Source organism: Devosia aquimaris (genome assembly GCF_020169335.1).
GTDB classification, from domain to species: Bacteria; Pseudomonadota; Alphaproteobacteria; order Rhizobiales; family Devosiaceae; genus Devosia; species Devosia aquimaris.
In genome coordinates, this window is record NZ_JAIEZN010000002.1 from 831,499 (window position 1) to 855,611 (window position 24,113).

General features: G+C 58.3%; 15 protein-coding genes and 1 pseudogene. 14 read left to right on the forward strand and 2 right to left on the reverse strand.

Annotation, left to right across the window (positions count from 1 at the left end; all coding sequences use genetic code 11):
- Window positions 1–206: 206 nt before the first annotated feature.
- The 4 genes from K1177_RS16930 to K1177_RS16945 all read left to right on the forward strand — a co-directional run bounded on the left by K1177_RS16930 (window position 207) and on the right by K1177_RS16945 (window position 5,912).
- Window positions 207–593: a plasmid mobilization protein gene (locus K1177_RS16930; RefSeq protein ID WP_224705118.1), complete on the forward strand. Its 387-nt coding sequence runs from the start codon at window positions 207–209 to the stop codon at window positions 591–593.
- Entirely contained in the window at window positions 580–2,400 is a 1,821-nt protein-coding gene (locus K1177_RS16935) for a hypothetical protein (protein ID WP_224705120.1), read from the forward strand. The genes K1177_RS16930 and K1177_RS16935 overlap by 14 nt, the downstream gene beginning before the upstream one ends.
- A gap of 175 nt (window positions 2,401–2,575) precedes the next feature.
- On the forward strand, window positions 2,576–4,021 hold the full coding sequence (locus K1177_RS16940; protein WP_224705122.1) for a hypothetical protein: 1,446 nt from the start codon (window positions 2,576–2,578) through the stop codon (window positions 4,019–4,021).
- A gap of 625 nt (window positions 4,022–4,646) precedes the next feature.
- Window positions 4,647–5,912: a DNA cytosine methyltransferase gene (locus K1177_RS16945; RefSeq protein WP_396120240.1), complete on the forward strand. Its 1,266-nt coding sequence runs from the start codon at window positions 4,647–4,649 to the stop codon at window positions 5,910–5,912.
- An 821-nt stretch (window positions 5,913–6,733) separates the two neighbouring features.
- Here the strand turns inward: K1177_RS16945 and K1177_RS16950 are convergent.
- Window positions 6,734–9,055, reverse strand: a complete 2,322-nt coding sequence (locus K1177_RS16950) for a sensor histidine kinase (protein WP_224705126.1) — start codon at window positions 9,053–9,055, stop codon at window positions 6,734–6,736.
- A gap of 533 nt (window positions 9,056–9,588) precedes the next feature.
- A pseudogene (locus tag K1177_RS16955) lies at window positions 9,589–10,486 on the reverse strand (IS3 family transposase); the annotation flags it as partial.
- A gap of 924 nt (window positions 10,487–11,410) precedes the next feature.
- Between K1177_RS16955 and K1177_RS16960 the strand changes: the two are divergent.
- The 10 genes from K1177_RS16960 (at window position 11,411) to dpdF (ending at window position 24,106) form a co-directional block, all read left to right on the forward strand.
- Window positions 11,411–12,367: a hypothetical protein gene (locus K1177_RS16960; protein ID WP_224705128.1), complete on the forward strand. Its 957-nt coding sequence runs from the start codon at window positions 11,411–11,413 to the stop codon at window positions 12,365–12,367.
- Window positions 12,364–13,503 carry a DGQHR domain-containing protein DpdB gene (dbpB, locus tag K1177_RS16965; protein WP_224705129.1) on the forward strand — a complete coding sequence of 380 codons (1,140 nt, stop codon included), beginning with the start codon at window positions 12,364–12,366 and terminating at the stop codon, window positions 13,501–13,503. The genes K1177_RS16960 and dbpB (K1177_RS16965) overlap by 4 nt, the downstream gene beginning before the upstream one ends.
- A complete protein-coding gene (gene dpdA / locus K1177_RS16970) occupies window positions 13,503–14,792 on the forward strand; it encodes a tRNA-guanine transglycosylase DpdA (RefSeq protein ID WP_224705131.1) in 1,290 nt (429 codons plus the stop codon). The genes dbpB (K1177_RS16965) and dpdA overlap by 1 nt, the downstream gene beginning before the upstream one ends.
- Window positions 14,789–15,877: a DGQHR domain-containing protein DpdB gene (gene dbpB / locus K1177_RS16975; protein WP_224705132.1), complete on the forward strand. Its 1,089-nt coding sequence runs from the start codon at window positions 14,789–14,791 to the stop codon at window positions 15,875–15,877. The genes dpdA and dbpB (K1177_RS16975) overlap by 4 nt, the downstream gene beginning before the upstream one ends.
- Before the next feature lie 4 nt (window positions 15,878–15,881).
- The gene (queE, locus tag K1177_RS16980) at window positions 15,882–16,514 is read left to right on the forward strand and encodes a 7-carboxy-7-deazaguanine synthase (protein ID WP_224705134.1); all 633 of its coding nucleotides are present in this window, start codon (window positions 15,882–15,884) and stop codon (window positions 16,512–16,514) included.
- A complete protein-coding gene (locus K1177_RS16985) occupies window positions 16,514–16,885 on the forward strand; it encodes a 6-pyruvoyl trahydropterin synthase family protein (protein WP_224705136.1) in 372 nt (123 codons plus the stop codon). Before queE ends, K1177_RS16985 begins: the two co-directional genes overlap by 1 nt.
- The gene (gene queC / locus K1177_RS16990) at window positions 16,885–17,604 is read left to right on the forward strand and encodes a 7-cyano-7-deazaguanine synthase QueC (protein WP_224705138.1); all 720 of its coding nucleotides are present in this window, start codon (window positions 16,885–16,887) and stop codon (window positions 17,602–17,604) included. Before K1177_RS16985 ends, queC begins: the two co-directional genes overlap by 1 nt.
- Window positions 17,597–18,163 (forward strand): VUT family protein, encoded by a 567-nt coding sequence (locus K1177_RS16995; RefSeq protein ID WP_224705139.1) that lies wholly within the window; start codon window positions 17,597–17,599, stop codon window positions 18,161–18,163. The genes queC and K1177_RS16995 overlap by 8 nt, the downstream gene beginning before the upstream one ends.
- A 136-nt stretch (window positions 18,164–18,299) precedes the next feature.
- Complete coding sequence (gene dpdE / locus K1177_RS17000; RefSeq protein ID WP_224705141.1) at window positions 18,300–21,536, forward strand: protein DpdE; 3,237 nt, start codon at window positions 18,300–18,302, stop codon at window positions 21,534–21,536.
- Window positions 21,536–24,106, forward strand: a complete 2,571-nt coding sequence (gene dpdF / locus K1177_RS17005) for a protein DpdF (protein WP_224705143.1) — start codon at window positions 21,536–21,538, stop codon at window positions 24,104–24,106. The genes dpdE and dpdF overlap by 1 nt, the downstream gene beginning before the upstream one ends.
- Window positions 24,107–24,113 lie beyond the last annotated feature (7 nt).

Sequence of the window (24,113 nt, forward strand, 5' to 3'; positions counted from 1 at the left end):
CTCGGCCCCCCGGCAGAAGATCTGCCGATTGCGTGCTGGCGCACTGGTCATTTCGATTCGTCCGCAAAGGGTATTGCGGTAATATAATACCGCATCCATAGTTGAGTGGAGCCAGGCATGGTGTCTAGACGCCTCCGGCGCCACGATCCCAGAACTGGCCAGGGAGGAAACCTCCCGTGGACCCACCTAACCCGTCCGGGGGAATGATGAGCAGCAGTCAGAGTAGAAGACTCGCGTCCCAGATCAATGTGGGTCTCGCCAAGTCCGAAGCCGACGCGATCGACCGCGCCGCGCGGCAGGCGAACATGAGCCGCGCCGCGTATCTTCGCCGGCTGGCTTTGGCGACGGTAGACGCGGAGGCGGTCACAAAGCCCCGTCGATACCGCCGGCTCACAACTGCCGATACTGAGGCGGTTTCGATATTGGTGTCCGAGCTCGGGCGTACTGCCGGTTCGGCGATCCAACTGGCCAAATCGCTGCGTCAGGCAGGTGTGCATCGGCATCATCGTGATGTCGAGGCGGTATTGGCTGATCTACGCCAGCAGGCCGGAAAGGTGGCCACGATTGTTGAGCAGCTGAGTGCTCAGCGGTGAAACTCGCGGACGCGGCGGCCTGGCCCTTGCGCGGCACCTTTGCTCAACTGCCGATGGTCAAAGCGTCGAGGTGTTCGCCGCACGTTTCCTCGCCGGTCAAACCATCCATGAACAGTTGCGGGAAATGGCGGCAGGCGCAGCGCGAGGGCGAACGGATCGTCCAATTCTCCACATCCATGTCGATCCTCCCCCTGGTCACGACACCCTGGAGATCATTGGAAGATGGCTGGAACTTTTCGAGATCGAGTTCGGCCTGCAATCTCAGCCGCGCGCCGGCGTTCTCCATCACGGCAAAGGTGGCGCCGACCGCCTCCATTCCCATGTGCTCTATGCCCTCGTGCGGCCCGATGGCCGCACCGTTGACCTACGAAACTCGTATCGGAGAAGGGAGAAAGTCTCAGTCGTCGCAGCCTTTGAGTTGGGCTTGCCAATGCCGCCCGTCCCTCGCCCTCGCGCCATCCACGGGCAGCTTCTCCGGGAAGGCCGGAGTGAGATTGCGGCCTGGATGGTCGAGCATTGCCACGGCCTGCACGACGCAGCCAGGGTGGCATCTTCGACCCCGATGGATCGGCATATCGCCGAGAGAACTGGCCAGGACCAGAGTATTTTGCTCGCAGCTATCTCTGAATGCTGGCCGTCCTCTGGTCCCTTTGTTTTCAGGAAGCGCCTGGCCGAGGCGGGTCTTTTGCTGGCTGTTGGAACAAGGGGGCCGGTCATCATCGATGCCACCGGCACGGCCCATCCGCTTGCGCGGACTCTTCGGAAACTGTGCCGCGCGGACGGGAGCCCAGGTCCACGGTCCGCCGAGATGCGCGCCTTTCTGGGCGACATGTCCCTTCCCAGCCTCGAAACCATACGGAAAGCGAGATCAACGATGGCACAGAAAAAGAACCCCAAGGCCAGGATTATGGCCGGTATCACCGGCGAAGAAATAGTGGCCCAGTTCAGCGACAGGACCAGGTTCGTCAAAAAGGGACCGCCTCACCGTCTCTATATGAAAGATTGTGGATGGTTGACCGTGGACCCTGCCGCATCCCGCCTTATCGTTTCTGGGCCATCTGGCGATGCCGACGAGTTGGCCAGGCGGCTGGTTGAGATCGAGCCTTTCGCCATCGAACGGCGGCAGCCTCGACAGCGGTCGTCGCCGCCCGCCGTTTTCAGGGCGTTGCGGCCCAGCAAAGGATCCTATGCCCAGCGCTTTGACTGGTGGGTCGAGCATGGACAGAACCCTGAGCTGCGGCACGATGGAGTCGCTGTTGAGATCGGTGGCACCTTCTTGCTTGACCGTGGCAATGAAATCGATGTTCACGACTTGCCGCCCTCGGCAGAAGCACTTGACCTCATCGCCCAGTATGCCGCCGAGCATTGGGGCGGTGGTCTTGTGCTGGATGGGCCGCCCGGATCAAAAGACTGGTCAGAAAGCGACAAAGCCAGGTTGTGGTGGGCTTGCCGCAAGCACGGCGTTGTTTTCCACGGCTACAATCCCCCGGCGGCCCTGCTGCGGCGATGGGAGGCCGAGAATGGCGAACCACCCGCCGGGGCGGTGACAGCACTTCGTCCTGGTGGTGGCGGCAGCGGCAAGCCCAAGGATGAAGACACCAATTCTGGAGCAGCCCGAATTCGTGACCGCCTCGCCGAGGTGGAGAAGGAGATCGACGCGATTAAGGCAGCGTGGAAATCCCACTCGCGCGACTTCGAATGGATCGAGCGGATGCGGGCACGGCTCGATCAGTTGAACGACGAACGTCAGGATTTGAAAGCATCCTTGAGTCCTTTGGACAGGTATCAACCGACTATCTCGCCCTAAGGATGTAGGCCGAAATGCTGGCCGAAAGGCAAAGGCCAGCAGTGCTTGACTTAGGCGTCACGCGATACGATCCTAACCTAGACGCCATCGCGGCAAGGGTCGCGCTGGCGGCCAGGATTTAGCAGAACGTGGCCCAGGCGACAGCATATGTCGCGCTCACCGGCATGACGGTAAAGTGAGCGCGGGGCTTGTAAAAGCCCCCTCTTCAAGCTCCGATACCCTTAAATCTCCCCATATCGCTCCGCATCGCTTGGATGCGCGGGGTTTCACCGCCAATCATCACTTTATGGCGCTACATGGTGCAGACGGGCACCATGAACATGGGGTTTTCACTATTGCCCAGCGTGTACTCAATGCCGAAAAGCATTGGCAGGAGAAGGCGCACCAAGTGCGGCATGTCGAACTGGCCGCCGCCATGCTGGAAGCCGAAACCCCGGACCTTTACGTTTCGCAGCAAAGCTTCTGGACGTGGCGGCGCATCGCGTCCCTGAAGCATCTGGGGTGCCTCTACGCGGACCTTGATTACCGCAAGCGCGCAAAGTGGGCCGATAGCCGCCCCGAGGACGTGTTATGGTCTGCCATGCGTGTGCTGGATGACGAGAACGTCCCGCCGCCGTCTTATGCTCTGAGCACTGGGAACGGTTTGTGCTTAGTCTGGCTTCATTCTTATGTGCCCCGTGCCGCCCTGCCGCGATGGTCTGCGATCCAGAAATTGCTGGCGAACGTCCTAGATGCGTTCGGTTCCGATAAGAACGCGCTCGACGCGGCAAGGGTTTTCCGCGTCGCCGGCAGCCGCAATTCCCGTGCGCGGGATTGGCACAACGAGATTGTGCGGCCCGTCTACCTTCGGGACTCTCCAGATCGGCTGCGCCTGGGCGCTTATGCCTTCGATGACCTTGCGGACCAGATTCTCCCGCTCGCTCGCGCCGATTTGGTGTCTTTGCGGGCCGAGCGGGCGAAGCGCCGCGCCGAGCGTGATGCCACTGCGTCACGCAAGCCGACCAAATATCTGACGGTGGCCAGCTATTACGAATCTGTGCTGACCGACTTGCAGCGGTTGCGCCACCTTCGTCACGGCGAGGACGGTGCTATCCCGCAGGGGGGGCGGGACGAATGGCTTTTCATCGCGTCATGCGCAATGGCGCATCTGGCTCCGGCAGCGGTGGTGGCACGGGAGATCGCCGCCCTCGCAATGGAGGCCGCAGGATGGAACGAGCGGGAGGCTCATTCCCGGATGAGCGCTGTGCTGCGGCGCGCCGAGGCTTCTGCTAGAGGCGAAACCATTATCGACCCACGCGGCGAGACGGTGGATCCGAAATATCGGTTCAAGGCCGGCACCATTATCGAGCGCCTGGAAATTTCCTCGAACGAGATGGAGGCCGCCAATCTGCGCGTGCTCGTCAATCAGGACCGCCGCCGCGCACTCAATACCGTCAGAACCCGGGAGTCGCGGCATCGCCGTGGGAGCAAGCCTCGGAGTGAGGCGCAAGCCGCCCGCTTGGCGCTAGGTGCGCGAGCGCTTGCTCTAGAGGCCCAGGGTGCCACCGTTTCCGAGATCGCTCAGACGGAAGGCGTGTCCACGTTTCAAGTCTCGAAGGCGATGAAAGAGGCTAGAGAATAGTCTATTAGAAACAGGACGTTATCATTTCATCGCGGTTTATGGTGGCATAGCCAGGTAGTTTTGTCTCGCCCATCCATCTTCTTCTTCTAGATGCAGGCCCGATCAGGGCCGTATGCTGATCGCCGAGGGAGCGACTGGAGGCCCGTCAGGGCCGCAGGGAGCGGGACACGGCAGGGTGCCAGTTCACAGGTGCAGGCCCGACCAGGGCCGTCCCTGGATCGCCGAGGGAGCGACTGGAGGCCCGCCAGGGCCGCAGGGAGTGGGACACGGCAGGATGCCAGTTCACAGGTGCAGGCCCGCCCGGAGCCGTCCCCGGATCGCCGAGGGAGCTACTGGAGGCCTGCCAGGGCCGCAGGGAGTGGAACACGGCAGGATGCCAGTTCACAGGTGCAGGCCCGCCCGGAGCCGTCCCCGGCTCGCCGAGGGAGCAATGCTAGAGGGGCATAACCTGAGCAAATTTATGGTTTATTAGGCTCAGATAGCCTACTGGTCGTCTGGCTGTGAAAGTTGGTGCAGAAAGTGATGACCGTCAGATGGCGGCCCGCCCTGGACAATTCACCTAGCGTCGTGCGAGAGAGGCAACATGGCGCCAACATGCATTGATTTGTTCGCTGGCTGCGGGGGCTTGTCTCTGGGCCTGGGCTTTGCTGGGTTCTCAACGCTTTTTGGCGTCGAGGCTCATGCTGACGCCTTTTCCACGTATCGTGAAAACCTCCTTACAAAACGGGCAGATATGCACGGCTGGCCGGCGTGGCTGGAAATGCGGCCGTGGTATGCGCAAGACCTTCTTTCAAGACACTTGGATGACCTCACTGGGCTGCGTGGCAAGGTAGATTTGATTGCTGGCGGGCCGCCATGCCAAGGCTTCAGCATGAACGGTTTGCGTAAGCCAGATGACCCAAGAAGTCGCATGGTCGACGTTTATCTCCAGTATGTGGAAGCCGTCAGGCCGCGCCTGGTCTTGCTTGAGAACGTGGTGGGCTTCCGTTCGATGAAGCACCGCGAAGGTGGGACATACAGTGAGTACGTCGCCGAAAAGCTGCGTGGACTTGGCTACGATACTTGGTCAGATATTCTGCGGGCGGCAGATTGGGGGGTTCCGCAGCGCCGCCCGCGTTTTGTCCTTGTCGCCGCACTTCAAGGCACGTTGCCGGGCATCGACCCGATACAGCGGATGCGCGTCGCCAGAAAAGCATTCCTTGCCGATAGGAGGCTTGGTCCAGAGCACACTAGCGCGCAGGCCGCTCTTTCCGATTTGGTCGAAGGCGACACTGAACCGGCTCTGGATGCAGAATGGGGTCACCTCGGCTTCCGGTCATTGCAAAGACATCCTGAGGCGCAGAGCCCCTATCAGGAACTCATGAGAGGTGACTCACCCTATCAGCCTCGGGATATGCGATTGCCGCGACACGGCGCCGCGTCTGTCCAGCGGATGCGAGACATCTTGGACAATTGCGAACGTGGTGTTTGCCTTCGCCCGGAGGATAGAGATCGGTTGGGTATCAAGAAGCGGTCGACGACGCCACTGGATCCAGGCGCTCCTGCTCCCACCGTCAGCACCCTGCCGGATGACTTTGTGCACTACTCCCGACCGAGGGCAATGACGGTTCGTGAGCATGCACGCTTGCAGTCTTTTCCAGACTGGTTTTCGTTTTATGGCCCCTACACCAGTGGGGGAGCACGGCGGAAGGACGCATGCCCCAAATTCACTCAAGTAGGCAATGCCGTCCCTCCCTTGCTTGCGGAAGCACTTGGCGAAATGCTACGCGGCTTGCTCCGCGTCCAGAAGGACAACGAGCTCATTCAATTCGCGAAAGGCGTCGATATGAGCAGCAAACACCCGGCGGATCTCAGGGAAATCCGCGATGCTGATCTCATTGCTGCCCTGTAGAATCCAGCCCTCGGCTCCTTGAACTTCTACAACGTGTCCTAAAATATTGCGCTTTCCCAATACGTTGTTGGCGTATTGCGCACTCGATCTTCGAAGCTCTCTAAGGCGCTCCACTTGATCTGTGTTCAGGCCAAAGGTTTCAGGATCGCCCGCTGCAACCTGAGTGAGACGTCGAAAGTGTTTGAACAGCTTGGCACTATCCACCGCCATTGTGGAAAATCGACTCTCTAAATCGCTAGCCATCGCAGCCTCATATTTTTCCTTTATACCCGCCATGAACGTCATTACGTCTTCGTCGAGTTCGGCCACCTTCTGAGCGCAATTCGGGTCTCGTCTGCACATCGACAAAACTGCTGATTTCATAATCGAGTCGCATTCGGCGACCACCCGCATTGCTAGGCCCCTCATTCCTGACAGGCGGTCTAATGACCGGGCCGTCTGATCAATCAGGGTTCCTGTTCGGTCTATGAAGCGGTCGCGAGCGCTGCAGTAAACGCCCTCAACTTCCTTGTCTGCAATCAAGCGCCGAAGTTGTTGTTCTGGCACGCTCCCCGAATAGAAGAGAACTGTGGTGGAGGGAAACAGCGCTCGAATTTTCGGGGCAAGATCATCGCCGTTTTCATCCTTCAGGCGGTAGTCAAGTAGAATGATATCGTAGCGGTGATAGAGCTTGTGTACCTTTGCGAGGTCTTCGATGCCGACGCCGTTTACTATCGACTCTATGCGCGCAATGAATCCAGCCTCGCGAACTCTGCGTTTAAGACTCTCTTCCTCCTCAGCGCTGAAGGAATCCTCGATCCACAAGATGCCAAAGTCTAGGTTCACGATTCTTCCCCTGGGATAACCATCTCAAAATCTGCGCGGTTTTCATCACCGATAAGCTCGATGCTTCCGCCCATGCCCTCTAGAATTTGGCGCACGCTGTATAGACCAAGGCCCGTCCCATTTGACGAGCCCGTGTAGCCCCTCTCGAACAATTTAGAGGCGTCGACCTTATCAGGGTCAATCCCCACGCCATCGTCCACCACCTTGATTGAGATGGAATTTTTCCCCTTTTGCGCCGCTGTGAACTCGACTTTGCTCGCTTTAGCCTTCCGAGCATTGTCCAGAAGATTATCGACCAAGACGGCGATATCAACTGGTGAGAACTCCCTTTGTAGGGCTAGTCCAGATGTGTTGAATATGGCGTTTGGCATGCCAGGAACACCGACCAGTCGAACCTCAAAATACTCCTCGAAGAACTTCACCAGATCGCCGCGTACCTTGTCGGTCTGCAGGTCCACGCGAATGTTAGGTGCGAATGAAAGGACGGTTCGAAGTCTCTCGCCTGAGAGATTGGCGCTTGCGATCGACGATGACACTCTCCGGGCAGACTGGCGTACCGAGGCCAGCAGGTCTTCCACGTCGTCAATCTCTTCGAGATCGTCTGGCAAAACCGCAGCAGAGAGCACATTTCGAATTTCGTGGGCCGCGTTCGATATTGCGGATCGTATGTGACCCAGATGAATAGTGGCCTGATGCATCAGAAGCTGGACGCGTTCCACATCAACATCTCGACTACTGCCTAGGAACTCCGCCTGCTTCTCCAGACGCTCGATCAAGGCATCAGCACGATGCCGCTCTGCTATGGCGCGTTTGGCAGCATCCTGAGCTTCAGCGCGCGAGGCCTTAAGCTCCTCAATGCGACGGCGGGCTTCTTCAATCTGGCCAAGAAGCGACGAGTCGCCGCGGCTCTCAGCCACTTCTGACATCGCCTTCAAGGCATTTTCGGTGATTTGGTCTGGGTCGTCCGAGACCCTTACAATGTCTTTGTTGTAATAGAGGATCTCGACGTCCTTGGACCGAGCAAGCGCACCAACTATCGCCAGCACCCTTTCACGTGCCTTGTCAGTTTCTAGGCCCTCAGAAGTGTCTCGGTCCTGATCTCGAGGATCTTGCCAGTTTACGCCGACAACATACCGTTCCAGTCGAAAAATCATGTGCCGGCGAATTGCTTCAAACAATGCTCGGCTGTGAGCGTCCTCAATAAGTCCAGCGTCACGGCTAGATACCTCACGGAACATCTTTGGTCGCGCAGTTACATCTACACGACCAATTATATCTCTCGTTCCTAGGTATCTGGACTGCCCCTGTTGCTTCCGTCTGTTGAGTCCGAGCGTGTCATCAAATTCTTCGCCTATTGGAAAAATTCGAAACCGATTTAGAAATAGGAACACACTTCCGAATTCAATCGGACGAACGCCCATTCTAGTTGTGAATGTTTTCTTCGCGGAGCGGTTCAGAAAATAGATCTGACCTTCTACCTGGCAATCAGATAGTTCATCATATGGGGAGCTTTCTCGGATGGCGTATATTTTTCTGCCTCGGTCGAAGAGGGTGGTGTCAATCTTGCCCTCGCTGATAGAGACTTCGATTCTGCTGGTTTTGCTCTGAAGCAATTCAGCAATTTGGTTTCCAACGCGACCGTCGACGTCGTCAATTGCCTCTGTGCTACCGTCGACAAGCCAGGTTGAGACGGCGACATCTGTTGTGGTGCCAAAGGGGTCAATGAGCTTTGCGAGGTCTCGGCGAAGTTTCTTGATTGTGTCTGGCCCCCAATTTTGCCTGGTGTCCTTGATCAACAAAACCGTGCCGTGGGGCGATGGTGGCATGGCGTTGGTGATAGGTGGGAATGAGGGGGCTGCATCCAGTACGACGCCAACGTCCTGAAACTCTTCGGTACTGTCCTGCTCAAATGCGGTCCAATCTATCTCTAGCTTCGAGATGGACGTCGTACCTTCTTTGCGGCTGTAGAGCTCTAATCCGGCGCCTAGCGTGTCGCAGGCGAATCTCCCGATTCCTTTGCTTCCTGCAAATTGACCTGCTGGCCTGATTTTGTCTCGATACGTGTCCGGGCTCGCCAGCGCTTTCTCTGAGTAGGCGACAAAGAGCCATTTATCGCGGATGTCAGAAAGGGACATGCCTGTGCCATCGTCGACAATTGCGATGGTTCTCTCTTCAGGGTCGAACTCAATATCTACTCTTGTGGCATCGGCATCGAACGAGTTCTTAACGAGTTCGAAAATCGCGACAAACTCGTTTGTCACAAGGTCGCGACCTATGATGTCCTTGAGGTAGGAGCTAACCCTAAATTTCTCTGGCAATGTCGTGGTCTACTTATACTTCGGGAAATCGGTTCCCACAGTGCTAGCGGTTTTACGGGTGGGTGGCTATGAAGTGCCCAAGTGTGCACACCGATAATGGTCAGACCTGACGCCCCAGAACAAGATGTGCCAGTTTTCCGGGTGGGTCCAGAAGGGGCGCCAAGGAACAAGTGGGCCATCGCTGTGCGTTCTGGTCTTTTGCTGCCTCTATGGCACAGATCTGGCACAAAACCGAGCGACTTTCAGCGATAGAGGGCGATAGGGCGCGACGAAAAGATTTTAAAAAACAACAATTTAGGCCCTATTGCTAGGGCAATTCATTGCCCTCCGAAGGCAGAGGCCACACGTTCGAATCGTGTCGGGTGCGCCAAACCTTCAGACTACGAATCTGGGGGGCAGGAGTTCGAATCTCTTAGAACGCATAAATTATTTCAATGACTTAGTTTCTGTTTGCCGTCTCAATTCGACGGGTTGAAACGGCCTTGCATGATTGGACAAATCGCGCCGAGGAGAGCTGCAGAGACCACCGGTCTCTCCGTCGCCGCGTTGTCCCAGACATTGCGGGACCGGCACATCGAACAGTCGATGCCATGATCAGCCATCAGGCGCTCGAACTGCTCAGATATGTATTGGCTGCCCTGGTCGGAGTGGTGCAGCAGGCTGTCGGGTTTGCCGCGGCGCCAGATCGCCATGATCAGCGTATCGATCACCAGGTAAGAAGCCATCGATGAACTCATCGACCAGCCCACCACCAGACGGGAGTAGAGGTCGACCACCGCCGCCACATAGAGCCAGCCCTGGGCCAACCAGATGTAGGTAAAGTCTGCGATCCACTTCTGGTTCGGTGCCGACGCCACGAATGCCCGGTCCAAGATGTTGGGTGAGACCGCGTGGCGTTGCCCGCCATTCTTGGGCAGCCCACGCCGGCGGGGACGAGCCCGCAAACCTTCCTGGCGCCATAGGTGCAATCGCTTCCGGCAAAGCTGGACCGGATCCTGGCGACGAGCACCTCGTCATACTGAGCCCGTCTAATCGGCGTGCGGTTGAGCCAGGCATGGAAGCCCGAGCGACACCCGCCGAGCGCCTCACAGATCCACGAGACCGGCCAGATCACTCGGTGCTTCGCCACAAAAGAGAACCTCATATCGAGTCCCTGGCGAAGTAGGCCGCGGGTTTTTTTAGGATATCCCGCTCCGCCTTGAGCTTGGCGACCTCGCGGCGCAACTTCTCGATCTCGAGTTGCTCGAGCTTCGTCTGGCCATGGCCGGGGAAGGCCTGCTGCGGATCTGCAGGCAACTCGCACGCCCATTTGCGCAACACGTTCTCGTTCAGGTCCAGATCACGGGCCGCCTGCGCGACCGCAGCGCCCCGTTCCCTCACCAGCTTAACAGCCTCGAGCTTGAACTCCCGGCTGCACTTGCGTCTCTCTATCAAAACTCTCCAGTTCCAAAAACATCTCAACTCGGTGTCCTCAAAACCGGCAGCAGTTCACGATGACGATCGGTAAGCCGAAGGTGATCGACGGCGCGCCCCACAGAGGCCCGCAGCAAAGGAGGGACTATATTGTCTCGCGAGGAAACCGGCCTTAAGCCGGGAGGGGAAGATGGTTTTGACGACGCTGTTGCGCCTTAGGCGATCGAGACGAGGCCGGTCTTCGGACAGATCAAGCCAAGAGGGAGGCCGTATTGGAGCGGCCCTACACCCGCTTCTCAACCTAGGGATCCGACGGTTGCGCGCTCCGATACCCGAGGGAAGAGGTCAATACCCCTGTCATTCGTTCTCCGCCCAATATTGGGATCGGCTCTGACGCGGAGCAGGACACAACCTCGGACACCCGCTCCTCCCGGCACGCTCAAGGTCGCGGTTCCTAGCGGCCGTCTTATTTGCCAACCACTACGAGGAAGGGGACCTGTAGTGTTCTGCCTCCGGTCTGCTCGGCCAGTGCTTTGCAGGTCAGGACGCCCGAAGGGTCAATAGCCTCGGAGCGCCGCTTCAGCGCCAGCCGAGCCCGGCCGGAAGGGACGCCATTTCGATCGCACTTGAGTGTTGCATGCAACGACATGCCACTTTTCTGCGCTGAAAGTTGAGCGACAGCGTTTGGTCCATTGTCCAGTAATGCGGCACTATCTGACGAGTTGGGTGCAATAACTGGGATCATCCTAAGCGGCCGATCTAGCGCAGGGCGCATTTTTTGGGCTTCCTGATTGCAAAACCTACAGAATTGCTGTAGCTGTTGAACGTCACGTTCGCTTCTGCGCACAACTTGTGTGGCAGGCTGACGGCTCCGCTACATGTAGAAGTGTGGTCACTCGGTCAGGGCGGAATTTTCGCATTTTTCGCGCAGTTATTGGTGAAATGAACCCACTTGAGCAGCCATCTCAGACCGTCGCGACCAAGCGGGTCGACGTGGTTGTCACCATCTGCACGCTTCGAAAGCGAGCGCGCGTCCCGGTTGGGGCGACGCCCGCTTCGCTGCCGCTCGATACGCAGGACGCGGTTCAAGCTGAGTGGATCGAGAGGATTCAGACATTCCCCCCCGATACTGCCGCACGTGTACTTTATGCGGGGCGCGGGTTTTCGCTGGCCACTCGCGCGTCCGAGGTCACATCCGCGAAGCTCTACATTGTGTCTGCTGGGCTGGGTCTAGTTGCTGCGGACCGAGACGTTCCCTTATATGGGCTCACGGTGTCGGCGGGGCATTCCGACTCCATTGCCGCCAGAATTGTGGGTGAGTTCGACGCTGGCGCCTGGTTTTCTGGTTTGCAGGCATTGCCGTTGTCGGAGCGTTGGGCAGATGCGATTGGTCAGGGTACTGGGCGGATCTTGGTCGCGCTCACGCGGCCCTACGCAAAGATGGTCGGCGGAAGCCTTGCTGCGCTGGGCCCTCGGGTCTTGGACCGGTTTAGAATTTTCGGAGCCTCTCTGGCCTCGGTTCTTCCTCCGGCTTTGCATCCGGCGCTTGCGCCCTACGACGAACGGCTGGAGGCTATCCTGCCTGGAACCCGTTCCGACTTCTCGCAACGCGCAATGTTTCACTTCGTGGGCTTGATTGCCGAAGAGGGGCGGCACAGTCGTGATGTCGATTATGCGGCAGTGACCAGCGCGCTCACCAAAGTGACGGCGCCTGAAAGGCCGCGCCGGCCGCGTCGCTCAGATGCAGAATTGATCGAGTTGATCGCGGTTCGTCTGCGGTCGCAGTTGGGCGTTGCGCGCATTCTGCGCTCCCTTCGAGATGAAGAGGGTGTCGCCTGCGAGCAATCTCGCTTCACCCGGCTCTATCAGAAGGCCCTGCAGAAGAGGGAGGCAGTATGACGCGGCCCCTGAAGACCACAGAGCCGACCCTGGCCGTTCGGGCGGTTAGGACAGAGCAGGCGGACAAAGCTGTCTATGCCTTCTTTGTTGCTGGCGCAGACCTGCTGAAAATAGCGGAAATCAGCCGCGTCCATCGTGATGGGGAAGGCGCCTTGCAGGGCTTTCAGCGCAAGGGGATTAAGAGTCACGTTCAGGCGATCACGGAGTTTCTGGATCAGGGTCCTGTGCTTTTTCCGAATGCCATCATCCTGGCGATCTCGCCTCGAGCGCGTTTCACCCAGGCTAGGGGTGAGAGGCCGAGCGGGGATGCGCGGGTTTGTGAAGCGGGTACGCTACGAATTCCACTGCCTAAGGATGGCCCCAAGGCGGCGTGGATTGTGGATGGCCAGCAGCGCTCGATTGCTCTGTCTCAGGCTCAAAATAAGGGTTTTCCCGTTCCGGTTGTTGCCTTCGTTTCGGAGGCACTTTCCGTTCACCGAGAGCAATTCATCTTGGTCAATAAGGCCAAACCCCTTGATCCTCGGCTGATCAACGAACTTCTGCCAGAGGTGGACACCGCGTTTCCGCGCGACCTTTCAACCCGGAAGATTCCCAGTGAACTGGTAAATCTCCTCCAATCGGCCCCCGACTCTCCGTTTCGTGGCCTGATTAAGAGGTTGTCCGAAGACTCCGCCACCGCGGTGGTTACCGATTCCGCGTTGGTCAAGGCGATCAGGAACAGCATCAACAGCGCTCTCGGCTCTCTGGCCCCCTTCAAGGCGACCGCGGAAACCCCGGCCGACATTGACGCCATGTATCGCGCACTTGTCGCATATTGGGGTGCAGTGCGCGTTGTGTTCCCGGAGGCATGGGGTCGTCCTGCGACTGAAAGTCGGCTCATGCACTCGGCCGGGATCGAGGCCATGAGTCTCTTGATGGACCGTATCATGTCGCGTGCTGCCCCTGGCGCAGACTTGCTCGGACACGCGACCGAGTCACTCTCACGTATCGCCCCTTATTGCCACTGGACGAGTGGCCGGTGGACGGAGCTTCAACGCGATTGGAACGAAATCCAAAATGTCGGCCGCGACATCAAACTTTTGTCCGGTCACCTGGCGCGGCTCGACCACATGCACGCTTTCGCCAAGGTGGCCTGATGAAATTTCTCTTTGCAGACAGCGTCGACACGATCGATCCAGAATACGACTTCATTGAAGATCGCAACGGCAAAGGCCGGGCAGTGCATCGGGACGACGAGTACCCGCACGAATTCTTGGAGCAAGCTCCCTATGACGGGATCCTCGTATCGCGCGGCATCGTGGGGGATGTGGGGCACCCAGGGAAGTATTCTGAAGCTCAGTTGATGCGGTTTCGTCGAGAAGGCGCGCGCCGATTTTTGCGCTATCCGCTCGAAAAGTTTCCCGACAGCATCATGCTGGGTGACTGTGGTGCCTTTTCGTACCGCAACCTACCGGAGCCACCTTATCGTGGCGAAGACACGGCGGAATTCTATGCCGATGGCGGCTTCAGCCACGGATGCTCCCCTGACCATTTGATCTTCGATTTCGACGACGTTGGCGTGACCCGCAACTTGAATGACGTACCGGAGGGGGTGCGCGGTCGGTACGAGATCACTCTTCAGAACGCTACCGAGTTTCTTCAGGCCTCAAAGGCGCTGGGGACGGGGTTCACGCCGTTGGGCGTCATCCAGGGATGGTCAGCAGAGAGCATGGCGGAGGCCGCACGGAACCTCGCAAACATGGGATACGACTACTTGGCTATTGGCGGTACAGTTCCCCTGAAGATCGAACAAATAAGCCGGGTTTTGGCCGCGTTGCGTGGCGTCCTCCCGGACCATGTTCGCCTCCACCTGCTCGGCTTTGGCAAGATCGAAGAGTTGGCAGTGCTCGAGAAGTACCGCGTAACCAGCTTCGACACGACGTCACCTTTGCTGCGAGCGTTCAAGGATGCGCGCAAAAACTACTGGTCCCGTACAGCCAGTGGCGAACTCTCTTACTACACGGCGATACGCATCCCGCAGGCTACCCAAAATAACAAGCTCAAGCAGAAGGCGCTTGAAGGGAGCCTCAACCAGGAGGATGCGAGGCGCCTGGAAGATGCCGCGCTGTACCACGTTCGCGCCTATGCAGTTGGCGAGGCGGCGCTGGATCAGACACTCGATGCGGTAATGGATTATTGGGCGGCCCTCAATTGGGACGAGGACGTCTCGCCAAGTCGTCGAGCGGATGCAGCGGCGCGGCAGCGCAAAGCATACACGCACACGCTGGGCGATCGGCCTTGGGAGCGGTGCAACTGCCGGGTCTGTCGAGAAAGCGGCGTGGAGGCCGTTATTTTCCGGACGTCCAATCGCAACAAGCGACGCGGCATCCACAACCTCCACGTCTTCCACACCCACCTTAGTGAATTTCGACTGGAAACGGCATGAGCAAGCAGCAGTTAATTCGGTTCGACGCACTGGCGCCGGTTCAGAGCGACACGTTGGCAGTCTTCAGCTTCGTCGCCAAGGCGTCGGACGTTGCGCGCATCGCTCGCATCGAGCGAGCCGGGCGGGACAACGGCGGCGCCCTGCAAGGTTTTCAGAGGCCGCAGATAGCGGGTCACATTCGCGAGATTCGCGACTATCTGGAAAAGCCGAACTCGATCTTGCCCAATGCGATAGTGGTCGCATTCATGGGTGGCGCTCGACTGGAGCCCTCAATGAGCCCGGGCGGCCGCCTTCATCAATTGGTCGTCGATACATCCAACGGCCCTCCTGGCTGGATTGTCGATGGGCAGCAGCGGTTCACGGCGCTTTCAGAACTTCGGGGCCGCGAGTTTGAAGTACTGGTTTCAGGCTTCCTTTGCGAGACAGAGGAGGAGTTGCAGAAGCAGTTTATCCTGGTCAACAACACCCGCCCGCTGCCAAAGGCACTCGTCTATGAGTTGCTCCCCAAGGTGGGTGATCTGCCCACACGCATGTCGAGCCGATCACAAGCCGCTCTTGTCACCGAGGCACTCAACTATCGTCAGGGGTCTTCGCTCAAGGGATTGATCAAGCAACAAACCAACCCAAAGGGCGTGATCCGCGACACTGTCCTCCAGCGGGTCATCATGAATTCCCTCAGCGACGGAGCCCTTCGGCTCTATGCCGGCGAGGACCAGCTTCTGCTGGCCCAGGGGGTCACGACGATGAGCGAATTCTATCACGCGGTTCAGCACGTCTTCGCGGACGATTGGGTTGGGCAAACGCCAAAGACGTCCCGGTTGCTCCACGGCACCGGTATCATCGCGCTAGGCTATGTGATGGATTTCTTGAACAGCGTTACCGGCGCCTCCACACGCGACGATTTTGCCGCTGGTCTCCGATTGCTCAAGGGAAAGACCGCCTGGAGCGCGGGCGAGTGGGAGTTCGGCTCGGAACGCCGACGCTGGAATGGGCTGCAAAACGTGCCGGCCGATGTTCGCCAACTCTCATTTCATCTGGTCCAGGTCCTCAAACGGCGCATCGCCGAAAACGAGAAGGCGGCCTAAGGCGATGAGTTACGCAGTCAAAGAGATGTTCTACTCATTGCAGGGCGAGGGGCGTCATGCTGGTCGCCCCGCTGTCTTCTGCCGATTTGCTGGCTGCAATCTTTGGAGTGGCCGCGAGCGCGACCGGGCGTCGGCGGCCTGCAATTTTTGTGACACGGACTTTGTCGGTACCGATGGCGAGGGCGGCGGGCGCTTCGCCGACGCCAATTCGCTGGCGGCTGCAGTCGAGGAGATGTGGGGAGGAGGCAAAACCGAAAGGTTCGTCGTTCTTACCGGGGGCGAGCCCCTCTTGCAGGTTGAAGGAGAGCTTATTTTGGCTCTTCACGAGCGCGGATTTGAGATCGCGCTCGAGACCAACGGATCGCTTGCGGCGCCAACCGAGATTGATTGGATCTCCGTCAGTCCCAAGGGCGCCGTGCCGCTTGCCCAAACTTCGGGGCACGAGTTGAAACTGGTGTTTCCCCAAGTTGGGGTCGATCCTCTTTCGTTCGAGAGCCTCGACTTTGAGCACTTCCTCCTGCAGCCGCGTGATGACGGCGAGCGCGAACACAACACGGCGGCAGCCATCGACTATTGCCTGCGGCATCCGCGCTGGCGGCTCTCGCTTCAAACTCACAAATTCATGGGCATCCGGTAATGTACGAACTCAGCAGGGAATTTCGCTTCGACGCGGCGCACACGCTTCAGCGAACAGTGGACGTCGAACCAAGTCGCCGGATCCATGGTCATTCTTACCGTGCGGAGGTCGTCGTTCGTGGTCGTCCGGATCCGCAAACCGGCATGATCATTGACCTCTCCCTCTTCGACCAAGCGCTCGAAGAGGCTCGCGACGGCCTCGACCACCGCTTCCTAGACGAGATCAAAGATCTAGGTCCGACCACGATTGAGAACCTGTCGGCCTGGATATGGCGCAAAGTCGCGCCGGTCTGCCCAAACATATGGCGCGTAACGGTTAGACGTGACAGCGATACCGGAGCCTGCAGCTTCTACGGTTCGGAGAGCTTGTGATGTCAGGCGATGGTGCTCTCGTACTTTTTTCTGGTGGCCAAGACTCGGCCACATGCCTCGCCTGGGCGCTCGACCGCTTTGAGCGAGTGGAAACGATTGGCTTCAACTATGGCCAGAGGCACGTTGTGGAACTCGACGCGCGGATCGAGTTCCGCGCCGGACTTGAGAAAGCGTTTCCTGCATGGGCTGAAAAGCTCGGCGATGATCGTGTGCTTGATCTATCCGTGCTCGGCGAAATCAGCGACACCGCACTGACGCGCGAAGTCGAGATTGCGACGACGGCATCCGGCCTGCCAAACACGTTCGTGCCCGGTCGCAATATCGTTTTCCTCACCTTCGCGGCTGCGGTGGCCTACCGTCGGGGACTGAAGCATGTGGTAACCGGGGTTTGCGAGACCGATTTTTCGGGCTATCCGGACTGTCGAGACGACACGATCAAGGCTCTTCAAGTTGCTCTCAATCTCGGCATGCAAAGCCGTTTCGTTCTCGACACGCCGCTGATGTGGATAGACAAGGCCCAGACCTGGTTGCTCGCGGAACAGCTAGGTGGGCCTCCGCTGGTCGACCTAATCCGGGACCGAACGTTGACCTGCTACAACGGCGACGTCGAGCATAATAACGAATGGGGTCGGGGTTGCGGCGGGTGCCCCGCTTGTGACCTGCGGGCCAAGGGATATCAGAAGTTTCGCTCAATGGCTCGGGAGACAAGCGATGCGTGATCTGGACACCAGGCGAACAGTCGAAGGTGCACTTTTTCTAATTGCCTTCGCCTGCACCATTCCACTGGCCAATTGGCTGATTGGAAACGTCGGTACGGTCTGCGTGCCGGACGGACCATGCCTTATCCCGGTCGCGCCTGGCATTCTCGCACCAAGCGGCGTACTCGCGGTTGGGGCAGCCTTGGTCCTGCGCGATCTGGTCCAACGGCGTCTCGGTCTGATTTGGTCTTTTGCCGCCATCGCTATTGGCGCGGTTCTTTCGATCTTCTTCGCTCCGCCCGCCTTGATTATCGCTTCAACGCTCGCCTTCGCCTTGTCGGAAACTGCCGACCTTTTGGTTTACACGCCGCTTCAGCGTCGCGGCTTGGTGCTGGCTGCCACGGCAAGCAGCGTGGTTGGCTTGATCATCGATAGCATTGTGTTTCTCACGCTTGCGTTCGGCAGTTTGGATCTTCTCTCAGGCCAAGTATTGGGCAAACTTTGGATGGTTCTTGCCGCACTCCCAATCCTGGTCTGGATCAGGTCGCGGGATCGTCGGATGGGAATGATGCCTGGCTAAATCAGCGTTTTGCAAATGCCAAGTCGAGTATCCCGATGGAATTGTATATTGCTAACTGTTTGGCGGGACGCTTGAATCGAACCTAAACATTGTGTCTGATCCGGTGGGCGAAGGAGCCGAACTGGGGGGAGATTCGGTGTTTGTAAAGGCGCGCGAGGGCGAGCACGCTTCATTCGGAGTTGGCAAGGCAATCAGTCGGCGGGGAGACCTCTGCACGGTCGAGTTCTTTGATGCCCCTTGGAATCCGGCCGTTTCAGCGACTATTGCCCTGGATGATCTTGAGGCCGTCTCGCTGCCCGAGCAGACACGTATCTATTTTTACAACGCCTCAATAGGCGCGTGGGAAATCGGCCGGCTGCTCGATGACCACGGCACCCGCCAATATTGCAAATTTCCGAACGGATCGGAGCGGTGGCTCTCGGTTGCCGACGTGAACGTTCGATGGAACCGTGCCATCCTCGATCCGACCGCTTTTCTTGCCGGTAAAGTCAATGAAACTCCGCGCTTTTCCGATGGGCGCAGCGGGTTTGTCCGATCGGTGATGGCTCAACGGGGCCTGACCATGGGAATGTCCGCGTTGATATCATCTGCGGTCGAACTGGAGGCGCACCAGATCGAGGTTGTTCGCCGAATTCTCCAGGATCCAGTGCAGCGGTATTTACTTGCCGACGAAGTTGGGCTCGGCAAGACAATCGAGGCTGGGATACTGATCCGACAATGCATCCTCGATTGCGGTGAGAGCGCCTTCATTTTGATAGTCGTTCCAGACGCACTCGTTTCTCAGTGGCGCCATGAACTTGATGAAAAGTTCTTTCTGAACGCCGATTTCGAGGGCCGCCTTCGCGTGTTGGGCGCCAGTGATCACGAAGCGATTTGCACGCTACTTGACCGCGCTACCATGTTGGTGATCGACGAGGCCCATCATCTGACGGGTAAGAGCGCAGGGTATGAACGGGAGTTATATGAGAATATCGCGGTCGCAGCGAAGAAGATCGATCGCGTCCTGCTGCTCTCCGCTACCCCTGCTCTTCACAATGAGCGTGGATTCCTCGAAATGCTCCACCTGCTGGATCCGGACACTTATGCACTCGATGACGAGGTTGGGTTTCGTCGCCGGGTTCGAAGCCGCCAAATGCTTGCGCAAATCGTTGCGGGATTGGCGCCAGAGAATGTCCTCTATCTCGATCACACGCTAAACCAACTCGCGGAGCATTTTGCTGACGATCAATTACTGCAGAGCCATGTTGCGGCTTTGCGCATTGTTGGGGACGGTTTGCCGGACGAATCCGATCCTGAACTGATCAACGCGATTGGGCGGGTCCGCTCGCACATAAGCGAAGTTTATCGCCTTCACCGCAGAATATTGCGACACCGACGGAGCAATATCGCTGGGTTGACCCCAGACCGGTCCGGCGCGATCCGAGTGGAGTATGATAGTTCCGCCACCGCACGCGTGTGCGAAGCGATCGAATATTGGCGCTTCGATGAGGCGACAACGCTAGATGTCGAGTCTATACGCGCGGATCGGTCACGGGTATTCTTCCAAACGCTGGAGCGGATGCAGGAATATGCCTGTTCCGGCGTTGGCAGTATCGATCGTCTCGCGGAAAAGGTCGCACTCGTCAGCGACACCAAGCGTCTCGATGTCATCTTGCAGGAACTGGCAAGTGAGCAAGCTCTCGACGATCGTGCATCCGCTCTGGTTGAGGCGATCAAGCCGTTGCTTGGCCCGCGCCAACAGTTTGTCGTCTTCTGTACTGACAGGGAGACGGCAGACCGCTTGGTAAAGACGCTTGCCGCTGTTCTGGAACTACCCATCGATCGCCATGATCCTGAGCACGAAGACTGGATGGCGTTCAATCGAGACCAGACTCGACCAATACTCGTATGTGATCGCCGCGCTGAAGAAGGTCTCAATCTTCAGGGCGGGCGCAAAATTGTCATTCATTATGATCTGCCGTTCAATCCCAATCGCATCGAACAACGTTTGGGGCGTGCCGATCGTTATGGATCGGGCGAGCCCGTGCGCTCGATTATTCTCGTCTGCCGCGACAATCCTTATGAAGACGCATGGGCTCGTTACCTCGACAATGCATTGAAGGTCTTCGATCGCTCCGTCGCGAGCCTTCAGTATGTCATTGAGGAGATGACAGGGACGTTCGCCTCCTTGCTGTTTCGGGAGGGCTCAGAGGCGCTAATTGACCTCCTCATGGAGAGCCAGGGTGAAGACGGCAGGATTGAGCGTGAGATCGCCGACATTGATCAGCAGGACGCGCTTGATGCGCTAGGCGCGCCATCTAGTGAAATGTTGGATGCCCTTACCGACCTGGACGATGAATGGCGCAAGATTGATACGGCTGCTTCGGCCTGGATTGAAACCAACCTTATGTTCACACGCGTCTCGGGACGGACTCGGGAGGAACAGACGTCGGGTGCGCTTCCGTTTTGCTACCGCTACATGACGCATCAACCGCATACGCTGGTTCCGCTTGAGACCTATCTCAACAGATTTTCCGCGGCGATCGACAACTCGCTCCAGGCGCGCCTTGCGCGCACTGTACGAACGTACCCGATGACGTACAGGCGTCGCACGGCGCTGGGGCGTGAAGGCAGGGCCATGCATGCCCGTCTACTGCGATATGGGGAGCCGTTCATCGACGGTATGTGGGATCTGTCCCAGATCGATGATCGCGGACGGTCGACTGCGCTGTGGCGATTTTTTCCGGGCCATCAAGGTGAGGGGGCTGTTGACCTATACTTCCGTTTCGACTTCATCGTCGAGCCCGACCTGGCCCGCGCCCGCGACGTGCTCGCCGCCGCAGATCGACTAAGCGAAGCCAGCGAGGCGGCAATCAGACGCCGGGGTGATATGGCGCTGCCCCCCTTTTTCAGGACAGTCTGGCTGGACCAAGAGATGGAATTGGTTACGGACCCCGACCTTCTAACCAAGCTGGATCTTCCCTACCGCCCCACCGCGATAGGACGGGGTGGCCGCGATTTCAACTTGAACCCGATGAGATGGAACCAACTCGGACTACTGCGACTCCCACAGATGACCGACTGGCCCGCGATTTGTTGGCAAGCACGGCGTCAGGCCGAGTTGGCATTGCGCCAATCGTCGGCATTCGTGGGCGGCCTGGTAGCGGCTCGCAATAGATCGGCAGAAGTCGACTTTGGGCGCCTAGGCCAATTGCGGGCCCGAGCAGACCGTCGCAGCGATCCCACCGCCGAGAAGGAATGGCAAATCGAACGCGATCTTGCCGATGCGCTTAGCGCCGGTATCAACGCGCCCTCAATTCGCGTCGATGCCGCACTGGCGTGCTTTCTGACCGGCGACCATGCGATGACCGCTACCGTCGACGGAGCCGGCTAGTGGACTGGCTCGACTTTTCGTCATTGCACGATCTTCTTGATCAATGGCCCGAAGTGGCCGTCCCACACAAGAGCGCAGACGGTGTGTTCGAGCGTATCCGTCAGATTCTCTACTCCGCTCAGACGACGGCTACTCTCCATGGTTCAAGCGATCTAATGGCATTGCTGCGCCATGTATTGCGCCGACAGTCGCTCCAGTCTGGGTCAACCGCTCGTCTCCGCGTGCCGTCTGACGAAGGTTGGCCCAACCGAGACGACTGGTCACGTTTCGGCGTCCGCGCCCAACGAGTCGGTAGCCACTACTTGGTCGACGCGGTCCCCTGGTCGCCCGAGTGGGTGGAAGATATCGACGCGCCGCTCTTTGAAGACGCCTTCGCTGAACGTGATGTGCGGATCGACCGGCGTAGGCCGATTGATCCCTTCCTTGAAGAAGTGAGCGGTTTCGATTGTTACATGGCACCCGGGCAGCGCGAGGCCGTTCGCAGCACCTTTCTATTGCCTCCGGGGAAGACATTGATTGTCGCCCTCCCCACAGGATCTGGCAAAAGCCTGGTGGCGCAGGCGCCGGTTCTTGTACGCGGGCTCGAGGGGCCGGTGACGATTTGTGTCGTGCCGACTACCGCACTTGCTTTGGATCAAGCGCGCCAAACCGCCAACATGCTGAAAGCGCGTTTTCCGCGACGCGAAATGCCCATATTGGCGTGGCACGCCGGCCTTACTAGTGACGAGCGTCTCACTATCAAATCGATGATCCGGCAGGGCACGCAGGGTATCCTCTATTGTTCACCCGAAGGGGTGACAGGAGCCTTGCTACCCGCTCTCTACGACGCGGCAGCAGCGGGACTGCTGGCATACTTCGTCATTGACGAGGCACACCTTGTAAGTCACTGGGGCGACGGCTTCAGGCCCGCATTCCAAATGTTGGCGGGGGTCAGACATGGGCTGCTTGCCCAGTGTGGCGACCGACCGTTCAAGACCGTATTGATGTCCGCAACGCTGACACCCGAAACCGTCGCCACACTTGACGCACTATTTGGTCCCGCCGAGACCGTTCAGATGGCTGCCTCGATTCACCTGCGCCCCGAACCGCAATACTGGATCCATCGCGAAAGCGATCCAAATGCGAAGACAATGAAGGTGCTCGACGCGGTTTGCCACGCTCCGAGGCCGACCATTCTCTACGTTACAAAGCGTCAGGATGCCGACGAATGGCTGGAACGGTTGCGTGGAGTCGGATTTGCGCGCTGCGCTAGCTTCCATGGTGACACCGATGACACCACACGGCGGCGCGTCATCGACCAATGGGCCGATAACGAACTCGACATCGTCGTGGCCACTTCAGCCTTCGGGGTCGGCATCGATAAGCGGGATGTTCGGACGGTTGTGCACGCCGCAGTACCCGAGACACTTGATCGGTTTTACCAAGAAGTCGGCCGAGGCGGCCGCGACGGGTGCATGTCGGCGTCGCTCTTGATTTATTCCGATCTGGATCGCGATTTGGCCGATCGACTGGCTGCGCCGTCGCTAATCAGCGATGAGCTCGCATTCGACAGATGGTGGGCCATGTCGGCGTCTGCCACCTCCCTCAATGCCATCGGAACTTTGCTTCAGATTGACCTGAGTGTGGTGCCCAAGCGGCTCAACCGTCAGACTGACTACAATGCTGCTTGGAATATGCGTACCCTGATAATGATGGCGCGCGCCGGCATGCTGACACTTGAGTCGAGGCCGCCAGAACTAATCGCGCAAAATGAAGATGAAACCGATGCCGATTTCGAAATACGCAATGAAGAGCATTGGTCGCAGTATTTTATGCAAGCGGTCGTGAGCGTCTCAGAAATGGGGCACCGCAATAAATCTGTGTTCGACGGCCGGATAGGTGCCGAGAGGGCTCGGTCCATAACTGCGGCTTCGTCAGGTGGCCGACTTCTGGATGCCTTACTCAGTGGAAAAACCGAAGTCTCCGACCTATTGCATGACCTTTACACCAGCCATTCGCCCAGGCGCACCGTCCTCGTTTCGCGCGCATGCGGCGGATGCCCCGTCGATCGGCGTTCTCATCGTACTGACCTTTTCTACAACGAGCCAAATTCGTTCGGTATCGAAGAAGTAGAAGCGGCAGATACAAGCCTTTTCCGGCTGCGCTTTCCGCACTTATCAATCGCGTCTCCTGTGATTATCGCATTGCCCGAAAACGTCACGTCAGCACAGATTGTCGACACGTTGGCAGACCTCGTCTCGACCTTCGGGATTCGGGAGATTGCGATTCCAGATGAGTTGCGTGCCTTCGACGGTATTAAGCAACTGCATCAACGCGCCCACGACCGCGTTCTGCTCGTCCAGTCGCTCGAAGAAGAAGCTGCATCCCAGGCAACTATCTATCGACTGGCTCGCGCCACCGTCATTAATGAAAGTGTTTGGGCTGAGCCGCTCATGCTGCTTGATCGGCCGCTCCATATCCTAATCGCCCCATCCTCGGCAGCCGATCCCTTTCATCCGAGTCGGCGGCTGATTGAGACTGGGACCAATGTAATCACATTCGATCAGTTTAGAGCGAGGGCGCGGCGGTGAGTATTCT

Coding starts and splice junctions, on each gene's coding strand:
- dbpB (WP_224705129.1), top strand. CDS start 12,364: ATGACGCGGCCCCTGAAGACCACAGAGCCGACCCTGGCCGTTCGGGCG.
- queE (WP_224705134.1), top strand. CDS start 15,882: ATGAGTTACGCAGTCAAAGAGATGTTCTACTCATTGCAGGGCGAGGGG.
- dpdA (WP_224705131.1), top strand. CDS start 13,503: ATGAAATTTCTCTTTGCAGACAGCGTCGACACGATCGATCCAGAATAC.
- queC (WP_224705138.1), top strand. CDS start 16,885: ATGTCAGGCGATGGTGCTCTCGTACTTTTTTCTGGTGGCCAAGACTCG.
- K1177_RS16930 (WP_224705118.1), top strand. CDS start 207: ATGAGCAGCAGTCAGAGTAGAAGACTCGCGTCCCAGATCAATGTGGGT.
- K1177_RS16995 (WP_224705139.1), top strand. CDS start 17,597: ATGCGTGATCTGGACACCAGGCGAACAGTCGAAGGTGCACTTTTTCTA.
- K1177_RS16960 (WP_224705128.1), top strand. CDS start 11,411: ATGAACCCACTTGAGCAGCCATCTCAGACCGTCGCGACCAAGCGGGTC.
- dbpB (WP_224705132.1), top strand. CDS start 14,789: ATGAGCAAGCAGCAGTTAATTCGGTTCGACGCACTGGCGCCGGTTCAG.
- K1177_RS16985 (WP_224705136.1), top strand. CDS start 16,514: ATGTACGAACTCAGCAGGGAATTTCGCTTCGACGCGGCGCACACGCTT.